We start from the raw sequence: 13,651 nt of genomic DNA, 5'->3' as shown, positions 1-13,651 counted from the left end.
TCTAATTGGTTTTTTCTAATTCTAAACGAGTTTCAAAGCCTTCTTCAATCTCAATGTTCATCGAAGTTTCAGAATTAAGCTGGCTTACAAGCTCTAATTCATCAGCCAAAACTTCGCTGCAAATGTAGTCTTTATTGGCATTAACCGCCGCTGCTAAGTCTCCGTGTTCTTGGATTTTAACCATAATTCGGTCGGTTACTTCTAAGCCTTTTTCCTTTCTAAAATTTTGTATTCTATTTACGAGTTCTCTTGCTATTCCCTCGCGCTTTAATTCCTCCGAAATTTCTAAATCCAAGGCAACAGTAATTCCACCCTCCGAAGCTACTCTCCAACCAGGGATATCCTTAGTAGATATTTCAACGTCTTCGGTGGTGATTTTATGATTTGCTCCCTCTATTTCAATAGTAGCTTCCCCACTTTTTTCTAGAGCGTTAATGGCATCCTGATTGAAAGCGCTTATAATACCCGCGGCGGCTTTCATTTGTTTTCCGAAGATGGGCCCCAATTTTTTGAAGTTGGGCTTTATGGTTTTAACAAAAACCGAATCATCCTTAATTAACTCAAGTTGTTTAAGGTTTACTTCGGCCAAAATAAGGTCCTCAACCGCCTTTATTTGGTTTTCCACCTTGTTGTCCATTACTGGAACCATAGCCTTTAATAGCGGCTGTCTAACCCTAATATTTTCTTGTTTTCGGATGGACAGGATGATAGAACAGATTTTCTGAGCTAGACCCATTCTCTCTTCTAAATCCTCATCTATTTCTCCCGCTTTTGCAATCGGCATATCCTGAAGGTGTACCGACTCTGCACCGGGGTTGAGGTTTCTAAATAATTGGTCCATGTAAAATGGTGCAATAGGACTAGAAAGTACAGCTACCACCTCTAAACAGTGCATTAGGGTTTGGTAAGCTGCTATCTTATCCTCGGTGTAATCTCCTCTCCAAAAACGTTTTCTGCAAAGGCGAACATACCAGTTACTTAGATCATTTACCACAAACTCTTGGATTAACCTTCCTGCTTTGGTAGGCTCATAAGCTTCAAACGCAGCATCTACTTGTTTGCAAAGGCTATTAAGTTTGGAGATAATCCATCTATCTATTTCTGGACGATTCTGAAGTGGAACTATTGTTTCATCCTTAGAAAATCCATCTACGTTGGCATATAGTGCAAAAAAGGAATAACAATTGTGCAGTGCTCTAAAGAATTTCCTTTGAATCTCAACGATACCTTCTTCGTCAAACTTTAAGTTATCCCAAGGCTGAGCATTGGTAATCATATACCAGCGGGTGGCGTCAGGCCCATATTGAGATAACGTTTTAAACGGGTCTACTGCATTGCCAAGACGCTTGGACATTTTTTGTCCGTTTTTGTCCAGTACAAGCCCATTGGAAACAACGTTTTTATATGCTACCGAGTCAAAACACAAGGCACCAATTACATGCAGGGTAAAAAACCAACCTCTTGTTTGATCTACTCCTTCCGCTATAAAATCTGCAGGAAATGCCTTTTGTTGGTCAACCAAGTCCTTGTTTTCAAATGGATAATGCAGTTGGGCATAAGGCATAGATCCTGAGTCGAACCAAACATCTATCAAATCCTTTTCTCTAAACAGCTTATCACCTGAATCCGAAACCAATACGATTTCGTCTACAATGTGCTTATGTAGGTCTATCTTGTCGTAGTTCTCCTCTGAAAAGTCGTTTGGTACAAATCCTTCAAACGGGTTCGTTTTCATTACTCCTGCCGCAATAGACTTCTCTATTTCCTGAGTAAGCTCCTCTACAGACCCAATACATTTGATTTCCTTGCCGTCTTCAGATCTCCAAATAGGGATAGGAATTCCCCAAAATCTACTTCTGGATAAATTCCAATCATTTAGATTCTCTAACCAGTTTCCAAAACGACCAGTTCCTGTGCTTTCAGGCTTCCAGTTTATTTCCTTATTAAGGTTAATTAACCGGTCTTTTACAGCAGTAGTTTTTATGAACCAAGAATCTAGAGGATAGTACAGTACGGGCTTATCTGTTCTCCAGCAATGAGGGTAACTATGTTCGTACTTTTCAATTTTAAAGGCCTTGCCTTCTAATTTTAGTTTTAGGCCAATTCTTTCATCAACCGAAAGGTAATTCTTAAGGTTGGGGATTATCGATTTAAGAGCTTCCTTCTGCTTTTCAAATTCGGTGGCTAACTCCTCTTCTGTTAGGTATTCAGCTTTAACGTATTCACCTCCTAAACCAAAGGTTTCATCAGAAATTTGGTCAACAAATTTTCCTCTAAGGTCCACCAGCGGAACTAGATTTCCGTTTTCGTTAAGAATTAACATTGGCGGAACCCCAGCTTTTTCAGCAACACGAGCATCGTCGGCACCAAAGGTTGGCGCGGTATGAACAATACCCGTACCATCTTCGGTAGTAACAAAGTCTCCTTCTATTATTCTAAAAGCTTTTTCAGGATTTTGGTAGGGAAGGGCGTAGGGAAGTAATTGCTCGTATTTTAATCCAACTAACTCCGCACCAGTAAAGGTTTTAAGAATTTTGTACGGGATTTTTTTGTCCTTTTCTGGATTGTAATCCAAGCTTTCACTATCGAAATACTTTTTCCCAAAGTTCTTGTTTACCAGCGCTTCGGCAAGAATTAGCTTTACGTTTTCGTTGGTGTATTGGTTGTAGGTGTCCACCAATACGTATTTAATTTTCGGTCCTACCGTTAATGCGGTATTCGATGGCAGCGTCCAAGGAGTTGTCGTCCAGGCTAGAAAATGAACATTATCAAACCCAATCTTATCGGTGTCTACCAACTTAAACTGGGCTACAATAGTAGAGTCCTTTACGTTTTTGTAACATCCAGGTTGGTTAAGCTCATGAGAACTTAATCCGGTTCCCGCTTTAGGGGAGTAAGGCTGAATTGTATAGCCTTTGTAAAGAAGGTCTTTAGAATAAATTTGTTTCAATAACCACCAAACCGACTCCATGTATTTGGGCTTGTAGGTTATGTATGGCTGATCCATATCTACCCAATACCCCATTTTTTCGGTTAGGTCGCCCCAAACGTCCGTGTATTTCATTACGGCCTTTTTACAGGCTTCGTTGTATTCGTCTATGGTAATTTTACTACCAATGTCTTCCTTGGTAATACCCAATTCCTTTTCCACCCCAAGTTCCACAGGTAAACCATGGGTGTCCCAACCTGCTTTGCGATTTACGCTATATCCTTTTAAGGTTTTGTAACGGCAAAAAATGTCTTTGATACTACGAGATAGTACATGGTGAATTCCCGGTAAACCGTTTGCGGATGGAGGTCCCTCGTAAAATACAAATGGGGTTTTGTCCTCATCCTTGCGCTCAGATTTCTTAAAGGTATTGGAGCTTTTCCAGTACGCTAAAACCTCATCTGCTATTTTGGGTAAATTAAGTTGATCGTATTCCTTGAAAGACTTTGCCATGTCTGCACCTTGGTTTGAAAGTCCGCAAAGATACTAAGTTGATGCAAACCAATTATTTAATAATTACACGAGCATTTCGTTCCGTTCCTTTGTACCAAGTTCTCAGGATATATACACCTGGAGAAAAATCGTTTAAGTCAATTTCAACAAATCGCTGTGCATTCGGATAATCCATGCTAAGCACCTGTTCTCCATCCATTTTAAATAGGCCCAGATTTTCAATTAAGTAAGATCGAGATCTGCTTAGTACTACTAATTTCGAGTGGGCAGGATTGGGAAGCACATCAATGAAGTTTGATGAATATAAACTAGGGGCACCCACTAGTTTGGTCTCCATTAAAACCTCGTTTTCTGGGTCGATATCTACATCATCGATTAAAAAATCTGCGGATAACAAAAATTTTTGCTCGCTTTGCACCAAGTTAACTACGATGGTAGTGTCGCGTTCTGTACCCTTTAATTTTACGGGTATGTGTAAGTTGAAAATAGTACCATCATCAATTTTAGATCGCTGGGTAAGACTTAGTAGTATTTGGTTGTTTGTTCCATCCCAGCCATAGTTTACTACAGGGTAAGAAGGAAGGTAAATCCATTGCTGGAAAAAATCATTTAAATCCAGATTGGATGCATTTTCAATCTCCTTTTGCAAATCTGTGGTTGTTGCAAACCCCTTGGTTTTGTAATTGGTTAAAAAATTGCGCAACCCTTCAAAGAAAATATCATCTCCAACTCGTTTTCGCAGCATATGTAGAACAAATGCGCCTTTAGCGTATGTGGTGGAGTAATCAAAAAGTTGAGATACGTTGTTGGTATCGTAGGCGAAAACACTAAGTTGCGGTTTTCGCATGGCGTTGTCCTTCAATAGTTTTAACCAAGCCCGAAAGCCTTCTTCATTCGAAAAACGCTCGTGCCCAAGGGCGTTTAGGTAAGTGGCAAATCCTTCGTTAATCCAAATGTCTTGCCAAGATCCACAGGTTACAAGGTTTCCAAACCATTGATGTGCCAACTCATGGGCAATTAAATCAAATGAGAAGCTGCCCATAAAGCTCATGGTTTGATGCTCCATTCCTCCTCCCCATTCCCATTCGGCATGTCCATATTTTTCATTCATGTATGGATATGGAGTAAACAGGGAATCGAAATAATGCATTAAAGCAGCTGTAGTATCAATTCGTTTGCGCTCAAAGTCTATGTTTTCTGGGTAAACAAAATTTTGAAAGAACAAGTCACCTTCCCTAAGATTTAGGGTGTAATTGTATTCCTCATAATTTGAAATGGAAAAAGCGACTAAATAAAAATTGATGGGATAATAATGGACCCACTTTTCAGTGGCCCATTGCCCATCTTCCACCCGGCTTTGTAACAAGCCGTTGGCAGCACTTTTAAACTCTTTTAGAAAGGTTAGATTCAGTTCTAAAGTATCGGTTTTGTAGTTCAGTTGCTGTAGGGTCGGCAACCAATCCTTTGCGCCATATGGTTCAGAAAGGGTGGATAAAACGGGTACGCCATTGTGATGTTGCAGTTGGTAAGATCGGCTCCCTAATGTGCTTGGGTTTCCTTCATATTTAATAGTAACCTGGTGGTTTCCATTATTTGATATGATTTTGTTTAGGGACAATTTGTCGGCTAGGTGGGTAAAGGGCACAGTATCACCGTCATAGAGAACATACTCAACTTGGTTATTGTTGTGTAAATCGAAAGCCAAATTGCCCGATTTTTTCGCTTTTATGGAAAGGGTTACAGTGGCATCAAGGTAGCCGGTGTATACATCCGTTTTTAAATGGGCCAGCACTTTAGAAATGGTGTAGTTTCCGTGGTTAGATTTATGTATTGAACGCCCTTGGGTAAAATCAGAGTCCATTAAATGGCTACAGTACGATTCGGGCTGCACTTGGGCTTTACCAACATAGAAAATAGACAGAAAGAGGGCAAAGAGAAATATCCCGATAAATTTCATGCGCTAAATATACCACCTTGAGGTCACTCATTGGTCCACGTGAGAGTGGTCACATGTTATATTTTCTGAAATGGGCATTTTTGATAGGTAGGGGGATAAAATCTAAAGGCTATGGAAAATTCTAGGCAAAACATATCAGACTTGGTATCATTCCCAGTTATTATTCATCAAACAAAAAATTCCTTTTACATCAAGGTGGGAGATGATAATAGCAGGCCGGAAGATTTCGACTTGATTATAGAAGATGGTCACTTAACCATAGCAAGTAATCAGTCTGCGCCCAAACAACGCCATTTATTCCTGCATACGGTTAATGGCAAAAATGTGGCCAATATACCAGAATATGATAAGCCCAGGGCTAGGGCAATATCCTGGTTTGCAAACTCCCTTCGTGTAGTTAAAAGTGTGTTTTTTACATTTTAAAAAAGAGTTATGAATAAAATTAAATCATTAGCAGACCTAGTTAGGGAACTGAATTCATGTAGTCTTGATAGCAGTTGTTATCTGGATACATTGAAAAGAATGGAGTTAAATACATCGGAACTGGAGCAGTTTTATAGTTGGAGTGAAGATAATTATACCCGAAATAGCGTTTATGAAAACGAGTTGTTTGAATTAATTGTGGTTTGTTTTGAAAAGGGGCAAAAGTCTCCAATCCACGATTATCATTCAAACGAGGCATGGATAACAGTTCTTTCTGGTAAGATGAGGGAGGAAAAGTTTCGACTCCACCCTCAGGTCAAAAAATTGGAAAAATTAAGTTCGGTAAATCTACTTCCAGGAGATTTCACTTTCATTAGTGGACAGGTAGGTATCCATCGGTATTACAATGTTTATGAAACAAGGTCTGTTTGTCTTTGCCTATATTCGAAACCTGTTAAAACTTGGCGTGTGTACGACGAAAGTACTAGTGAGTTCAAATTAGTTGATACGTGGTATAATCAACGGCCTGAATCGTACTTAGAACCGATAAAATTGTAAATTGGGCTATTGAACTTAATACTTTGTCGCTGTTAAAACACAATTTGCTAACCACCGACCTCAGCAAATTCTTGTTTCACCAAAATACAAACCCTGCATTTCTATGTAATGAAGGGGGTGAGATTCTTGAGGTAAACGAAGCTGCCATAAATTATTTGGGCTTCGACAAGAAATACTTTGACTCTCTCAAAGTACAGCGACTTTTTATAAGATCACAGAGAATCCTTGTTGGGTCCATTCTAAAAAGCTTGATTTCCGGTAACCGGGATGCAGAGTTAAGACAAGAACTATTTGTACTAAACGAAGAATCGGAGCAGTATCCTGTAATTGCTGGGTTTAATTTACTCCGTGATGAAGGTGAGAGTAATTTCCTAATAACATTAAAAGATATTAGTTCAAGGTCTAATAATAAAAATCACAATGGTGGGATTGCTGCCCCAATTTTAGATCGTAAAAACAAAGCGCTTGGTTCTAGCGAAGAATTGTACCGAATAGTATCTCGAAACTTTCCCAACGGTGTTATCAGTGTTTTCGATCGAGACTTCAACTATCTATTCGCAGAGGGTAAGGAGCTTTACCGCATGGGAATTACCAGTGAAAAGTTGGTGGGGACCAATTATCTAGATCGATTGCCGCTTGGGCTCCACGACGAAATTAAGGAGAAACTCCAAGGGGTTCTTGATGGCAAGAATCAAACCTTCGAAATTTCTCATAAGGATAACCACTACATTTTAAACGCCTCTGGATTAGAGTCGGCAACCGGTGCAATTGATCGGATTCTGCTTGTTGAAATAAACAACACGCAACAAAAAAGGGCAGAAAAGGAAATAAAAAGGGCATTTGAAAAAGAGCGTCAACTCAATGAGTTAAAATCTCGCTTTGTGAGTATGGCGTCACATGAATTCAGAACACCGCTAAGTACTATACTATCCTCTATAAATTTGATGCTCAGGTATTTGGACCACCCAAATGGGGCGGAAAAAATCAAAAAGCATGGACAAAAGATAGCCTCTTCCGTAAAGAATTTAACTTCTATCCTAAACGACTTTTTATCGATCGATAAGCTGGAAGAAGGTAAAGTAGAATTGCACCCAAGTAAATTCAACTTCAGTCAATTGGTGCGCAATATGGTTGACGATCTAGAGGAGCACCTTAAAGATGGTCAAGAGTTTCAGTTGGTATTGCCAGATGATCAACCGGTATTTCAAGATCCAAATATTCTTAGAAATGTGATTATCAATTTACTTACCAACGCCATAAAGTATTCTCACGAAAACCAGGAAATTATGGTTAAGGTTTGGGAAATTAGGAATAGGGTTTTTCTTGAGGTTCAAGACTATGGAATTGGAATTCCTGAGGAGGAACAAGCACAATTATTCGAAAGGTTTTTTAGAGCCAAAAACGCATTTAATTTACAAGGCACAGGTCTAGGTCTCAACATTGTAAAAAGATATGTTGACCTAATACACGGAAAAATTTCTTTTTTTAGCAGAGAACAAGAAGGAACTACCTTTACTGTTCAATTCCCCAAAAAATTTAAAAATGAAGAAAATATTAGTCATTGAGGATAACCCAGATGTAAGGGAAAATATTTGTGAGGTATTAGAATTAGCCAGTTATGATGTTATTCCTGCATCCGATGGTTATGAGGGGGTTAAAAAGGCAAAGGACGTTAGTCCAGACCTTATACTTTGTGATATTATGATGCCAGGTCTCGATGGATACGGCGTTTTATATATGTTGAGCAAAAACCCCGAAACGGCAAATATTCCTTTCATTTATTTGTCTGCCAAGGCGGATAAAAGTGATATCAGAAAGGGAATGAACCTTGGGGCGGACGATTATCTCACCAAGCCATTTGAAGAAATGGAACTGCTGAATGCAGTAGAAACACGTTTGAAAAAGCACGAGCAATACCAAATTCGTGGTGAGGGAGTAGAAGCACTGGAAAATCTTGTTCACGATGTTAGAGGTAAAGAGGCCTTACAGGAGTTAAAGGAAAATACCACGCACAAAACTTTTAAGGCAAAGGAGGATATTTATCGCGAAGGTGATAGCAGCAATAATCTGTTCTTTATTTACAAAGGAAAGGTTAAGCTTTGGAGAATAAGCGAAACCGGTAAGGAGCTTATAACCACTTTAGCCGCACCAAACGATTATTTTGGGTATACCTCTATTATTGAAGGAGAACCTTATCCAGATACTGCGACGGCACTGGAGGAAACGGAAATTGCAATCATTGGAAGAACGCAGTTTCTAGACCTAATGAAGCAACATAGAGATATAGCTAATCTCTTTATCAAATTGTTGAGTAACAACCTTGCGGAAAAGGAGGCGAGACTATTAAAATTGGCTTATTCTTCGGTAAGAGAAAGAGTAGCCGACTCCATTAAGAACTTCCTTTCTAAGCAAGACCATAATATAATCTCTGTTGCCAGAGACGATTTGGCCCACTTGGCTGGAACGGCAACCGAAACATTAATTAGGGTATTATCCGACTTTAAGGAAGAAGGGATAATCGAAATCAACGGACGAGAAATTCGAGTGATTAAGCCCGAGAGATTCGATGATATCTATCGTTTCGTTTAAAAATAGGTGATCTTTTGAGAGGAGTCACGGTCTGCGATGACTCCCCTCACCCACTTCAGGCGGCCATCAAAGTATCTTTGTATACAATTGATGGCCGTTTTATGTTTACAGGAATTGTACCATATAATCACACCCCTCTTGGGTTGAAATTTTTGAGTAATGCACTCAAAAATTTGCACCTGCTGAGTAATGAGCTGGTGCTGTGTTATGTTCCTCAAAACGGATTTTCGAATACAGAGGAGATTAACTTGATCGAAAGGCAATATCAAAATGCAATTTTGCATCGACAGTTGGCCCAATTCCTCAGAGCAAATTTCTTAGAGAATTACGCAGTTGATTTTGCAGGAGTGGTTAGCTCATTTAGCGAGTTAAACAGCATAGCTATAAAATATCAAGCAGATGTAGTGTTTAATGGCATTACAGGTAAGGTAGGTGCCTCGGGGTACTTTTACTCCAATCAATCTCTGTACGAATTAAATGAGGAAGCTAGTTGGTCTATTATCAACCTTACAGATGAACTGGTAAACAGCGCTTGTTTCATCAGCAATCACAGCAGTCCATTTTTTGGGCATGATGAATTGCGAACGGTCTTTAATCACAATAACAAAAGTTTTGTCCATATCAATAGTGAGCGCGGTAGAGAGGATTTTGAAAATTTCGATGTGAAAAAGAAAAAAGCCGAACGTGCATTGGGCTTTAAGTTCGATAGATATGAACAAGTGATTACCTCCGTTCCAATATCCACAATAAAGAGTTTAGTCTCAAAAAGGGGTTTGAAATCTTTGATTTTGGAGTTGGAACAAAAATATATTCCCAACTATCACGAAGGCTTAAATAGCTTGTTTTCCCTGTGTGAGAAGAAAAATTGTGCAATTAGTGTAATAAAAAATTTGAGTAGAAATGGGGGCGGAAGCATACAAGCCTATGGGCAACTTGCTTAAGAAAAGAACTATGGCATTTACAGACGTTTTTAAAAACTTAGGTTCATCCAAGAGTACCGAGAGGAAACTCCAGAATGAATATTTACCAAGCACGCTTATAGTCGCTACCGACTTTTCGGAAGGGGCCAGATCTGCTATGATTAATGCTGTAAATACATTTTTACCAGCACTTAAGAAGATTATATTACTTAACGCCTACAGCGTGCCCAGTATAAGTATTGGCTCCCTAGTAACCGTTAAAGACATACTTTTTCAGCTTTCGGAGGAAGGGCTGGAGGAAGAATTAAAAGTTCTGGAGAAACATTTGGGTTCCACTGCAGTAGAAATAGAGGTGTTGAGTAAAAACGGAGAGCTTTTCGAAATTATTAATGAGTTTAAGCTCGGCGAAGAAAGACCCATGGTTTGCCTAGGCACCACGGGAGCAAGCAATGTAGAAAACGTTTACCATGGTCATACAACCGTACAAACTACACAGAAATTAAGCAATATCCCGGTCTTCACCCTTCCCCTTGGTCGTAAACTTAGCAAACCGAAAAATGTAATTTATATTTCCGATATTCAGGAGATAGAAAATATAACTCGGATAGATACCGTGGTTGGATGTTCTCTAGCTTTTGGAACCACGATTCATGTGGCTCACATCTCGGAGCGAAACATTCTACAGCCCTCAAGAATAACCGCAGCAGATAGAGACTTGATGCCATTTTATAAAGAGTTATACCCCAACGCTAACTTTACATATCAAACCCTTAATGGTATAGAGGATATCGGTCAGCAATTAAGCAACTTGGCTGAGAACTACCGAGCAGATTTTATCTATATGGTGGTCAAAGAAGACGGTTTCCTTAATGATGTGTTTGGAGAGAAATATTTAGCTGAAAAAACATATTTCAATCAACTGCCAACAATTATTTATAGGGTAGAAGATTAAAAGAAAATTATACATTTGTCGCCAATTGGGGGATTAGCTCAGTTGGCTAGAGCGTTTGACTGGCAGTCAAAAGGTCATCGGTTCGACTCCGATATTCTCCACATTTTTTTTCCCATCCTCGGTTTTCGGGGGTGGGTTTTTTATTTAAACACTTCTGTAGGGTGAGAATACTTAAAGGTATACCCTACTTTACGAAGTTTTTCACTCGAAATCCACTTACTCTCATTTATCACTTTAAACCTAGGAGTAGGAATTCCTAAATGCCTGCATGCCAATGTGTAGAATTCACTCTTTTTAATTTTACCCGGCTCAACAGCATTATACAACCCTGTTTCATTTGGTTTGCTGGAAATAAAATATTCGATTACTCCAACCGCATCTTCTTCGGTAATCATATTTACCCATCCATCTGAAATTTCAGATTTGTTTTTCATCCAATTACCTGGGTGTCGGGTAGTTGTGTTGTATAAACCTCCAAAGCGAATAACTAACAAGTGCTTCGCAACCCGCTTCACTATTTGCTCTGCCTTAAATACTGTGGGATTGCTAGGTGTCTTAATACTGCAATCTTCGCTAAATTCGCCAGAGCTGGGATAGGCGCTGGTACTACTTGCCAAAATGATTCTTTTTTCCCTCAGGTATTCCGTTGTTTCACTAAGGTTTTGAAGGTAATCGGAGTCCTTCGAGGGTGGAACAGCTATAACCACGGTTCCAATATTTGCTAATTGTTTGGATTGGAATTTTTCACCTAAGCTGTACTGGAAAACATCAAGTCCATCTTGGCTTAACTCAACACATCTTTCTATAGATCTGGTTGTGCAAAGCACGGAGCAACCATTTAGTTTTAGTGAACTTGCTAATGATCTTCCAAGCCACCCACAACCTATAATTAAAATGGTAGCCATATCCCTAAAGGTTATTTATCAAATCTTCTATGGAGGTATATTTTTTAGTGTTCAGAACTAACTCATTTTCAGAAATTAGCAATGCCTCCTCACCTTTTTCCACTTTAATGCAGTTAATGCCCTTGCGCCTTAAAGCATTTACCACCCAGTACTCCATTAAATTATTGTCGGCAAAATATCTTATCGATTTATGAGACTCGAGGCAAAATTCAAAGTTTCCGGATAGCTTGTTAAATGCGATTTCCCCGGAATTAAAAGTTTTAGAAAGCAATCCATTTAATGCCAACTCTTCGGGAATATCTTGATATGCGCCATCTTCGGTTAGTAAAACAATCCTATCTGCTATTTTTAAACCGAGCTCTAGGTCGTGAGTACTACACATAATGCCCTTCCCTTCTTTTTCGGCAAGCTTTTTCAAAATTATAAAGGTTTCAAGACGTGCATTTACATCTAGGTGTGCTGCGGGTTCGTCGAGCACAATGTATTTGGTAGATTGGGCTAGGGCCCGAGCTAAATAAACCTTTTGAAGTTCCCCATCACTGAGGGTGTCCACATAACGATTCTTAAATTTAGAAATCTTCAGTAATTCTAAATATTCGTCAATCTTATTTTCATCCAACTTGTGATGTAAAGGTTGAATACCAATTAAGTCTTTTACCGTTAAATGGGGCACAGCGGGGTTGGATGAAGCCACGTACGAAATTAACTGACTTCGTTCGGCAAGGGAAGTGGCATTTAGGCTTAGTTTGTTAATTTTAATTACCCCTTGCAAACTTGGAATTAATCCCAAAAGGGTTTTGATTAAGGTAGATTTACCTATCCCATTTTTTCCAATTAAAAGAGTGAGTTCTCCTGGGGCGATCGCAATATTAATGGGGCCAAAACTGCGCTGTGGGTAGCCAAAAAGTAAATCTTGGGTTTTAATCATTTTCCAGACCTTTTAATGATACTAATTACCACAGGAGCTCCAATCAACGAGGTTATAACATTTATGGGTAGAACAATATCGGATATCGCATTTTCGGCCACCCATTGGCACCAAACCATAAAAACTGCCCCAAAAACAATTGCCAAGCGCAAAAGCTTTTGGTGAACATTGGTGTTCAAAATAAGTCGGCAAAAATGAGGAATAGCCAATCCGACAAAAGCGAGGGGCCCAACATAGGCGGTTATTATCCCCGCCAACAAACAGGTAGTGGCGAGAATTAAGAAGCTCGTTCTTTGAAAGTTTATTCCAAGCGAAATCGCATAGTTTTTACCTAGCAGAAGAGCATCGAGTTTTTTGGCATTTAAAAGTGCAGTTCCCAGACCAACAGCAATGATGGGGAGTAAAATTTTTAAATCTTCTAACTGAACGTTAAGCAGGCTTCCCATACTCCAGACCAGGAAATATTTTATTTCTGAACCACCAGAAAAATATTCTAATATGCTCACCATTGCAGATGTAAAGCTGGCCCACATTAATCCGACAATTAATAGATTTGTTGAACTCTGAATTCGTCTTGCTGCAAGTAAAATGATAGACATTACTACTGCGGAACCTAGCATTGCCGACCCGATAAGTCCGATGTGAGAAAAGTATGTAGAGCCAAGACCTATTGCTCCTGCCCCCATGATAAATACAGCTACGCCTAAACTTGCTCCCGAACTCACACCCAAAACAAAGGGACCTGCAAGGGCATTTCTGAAATAGGATTGCATGAGTACACCACAAGTGGCTATTGCGGAACCCGATAATACCGCTGCCATAATTTTTGGAAGGCGAAATTGTTTGAATACCAGCAGCTTTTGGGGAGAAATTTTTTCCGGACTAAGTATGTCCTCCAATCCAATGCCAAACAAGCCAGAACTTAGGTGCGCCCAAATCCCCACAATTAATAGAAGGGATAAAATGAAATATATATT

The 13,651-nt window shown here is 39.4% G+C and carries 11 protein-coding genes and 1 tRNA gene; 7 read left to right on the top strand and 5 right to left on the bottom strand.

The features are described from left to right. Position 1 precedes the first annotated feature (1 nt). Together ileS and FRX97_RS01545 are read right to left on the bottom strand one after the other, a co-directional pair. Positions 2-3,442, bottom strand: a complete 3,441-nt coding sequence (gene ileS, locus FRX97_RS01550; protein ID WP_147012673.1) for an isoleucine--tRNA ligase — start codon at positions 3,440-3,442, stop codon at positions 2-4. 52 nt (positions 3,443-3,494) lie between these two features. Then, positions 3,495-5,399, bottom strand: coding sequence for a M1 family aminopeptidase (locus FRX97_RS01545; RefSeq protein WP_147012671.1), 1,905 nt, complete (start codon positions 5,397-5,399; stop codon positions 3,495-3,497). A 111-nt stretch (positions 5,400-5,510) separates the two neighbouring features. Here FRX97_RS01545 and FRX97_RS01540 point away from each other — a divergent pair, with 111 nt between their 5' ends. The 7 genes from FRX97_RS01540 to FRX97_RS01510 all read left to right on the top strand — a co-directional run bounded on the left by FRX97_RS01540 (position 5,511) and on the right by FRX97_RS01510 (position 10,942). After that, complete coding sequence (locus FRX97_RS01540; RefSeq protein WP_147012669.1) at positions 5,511-5,822, top strand: hypothetical protein; 312 nt, start codon at positions 5,511-5,513, stop codon at positions 5,820-5,822. 9 nt (positions 5,823-5,831) lie between these two features. Beyond that, positions 5,832-6,380 (top strand): cysteine dioxygenase, encoded by a 549-nt coding sequence (locus FRX97_RS01535; RefSeq protein WP_147012667.1) that lies wholly within the window; start codon positions 5,832-5,834, stop codon positions 6,378-6,380. Positions 6,381-6,403: 23 nt separating this feature from the next. Beyond that, positions 6,404-7,945, top strand: a complete 1,542-nt coding sequence (locus FRX97_RS01530) for a sensor histidine kinase (protein WP_147012665.1) — start codon at positions 6,404-6,406, stop codon at positions 7,943-7,945. Then, a complete protein-coding gene (locus FRX97_RS01525; RefSeq protein ID WP_147012663.1) occupies positions 7,923-8,969 on the top strand; it encodes a response regulator in 1,047 nt (348 codons plus the stop codon). The genes FRX97_RS01530 and FRX97_RS01525 overlap by 23 nt, the downstream gene beginning before the upstream one ends. A gap of 14 nt (positions 8,970-8,983) precedes the next feature. Further along, positions 8,984-9,910, top strand: coding sequence for a hypothetical protein (locus tag FRX97_RS01520; protein ID WP_147012661.1), 927 nt, complete (start codon positions 8,984-8,986; stop codon positions 9,908-9,910). Then, positions 9,870-10,841: a hypothetical protein gene (locus FRX97_RS01515; protein WP_170226980.1), complete on the top strand. Its 972-nt coding sequence runs from the start codon at positions 9,870-9,872 to the stop codon at positions 10,839-10,841. Before FRX97_RS01520 ends, FRX97_RS01515 begins: the two co-directional genes overlap by 41 nt. Before the next feature lie 27 nt (positions 10,842-10,868). Further along, positions 10,869-10,942 (top strand) — tRNA-Ala (locus FRX97_RS01510). A 39-nt stretch (positions 10,943-10,981) separates the two neighbouring features. On the opposite strand, the gene FRX97_RS01505 is transcribed toward FRX97_RS01510, so the two are convergent. The 3 genes from FRX97_RS01505 to FRX97_RS01495 are packed head-to-tail and all read right to left on the bottom strand — an operon-like array spanning position 10,982 to position 13,618. After that, complete coding sequence (locus FRX97_RS01505) at positions 10,982-11,746, bottom strand: NAD(P)-binding domain-containing protein (protein WP_147012657.1); 765 nt, start codon at positions 11,744-11,746, stop codon at positions 10,982-10,984. Positions 11,747-11,750: 4 nt separating this feature from the next. Beyond that, entirely contained in the window at positions 11,751-12,674 is a 924-nt protein-coding gene (locus FRX97_RS01500; RefSeq protein ID WP_147012655.1) for an ABC transporter ATP-binding protein, read from the bottom strand. Then, positions 12,671-13,618, bottom strand: a complete 948-nt coding sequence (locus FRX97_RS01495; RefSeq protein ID WP_223266540.1) for a FecCD family ABC transporter permease — start codon at positions 13,616-13,618, stop codon at positions 12,671-12,673. The genes FRX97_RS01500 and FRX97_RS01495 overlap by 4 nt, the downstream gene beginning before the upstream one ends. Between the last annotated feature and the right edge of the window lie 33 nt (positions 13,619-13,651).

Origin of the sequence: Luteibaculum oceani (assembly GCF_007995015.1) — a bacterium.
Taxonomy (GTDB): domain Bacteria; phylum Bacteroidota; class Bacteroidia; order Flavobacteriales_D; family Luteibaculaceae; genus Luteibaculum; species Luteibaculum oceani.
This window is presented reverse-complemented; position numbering and strand designations above follow the sequence as displayed.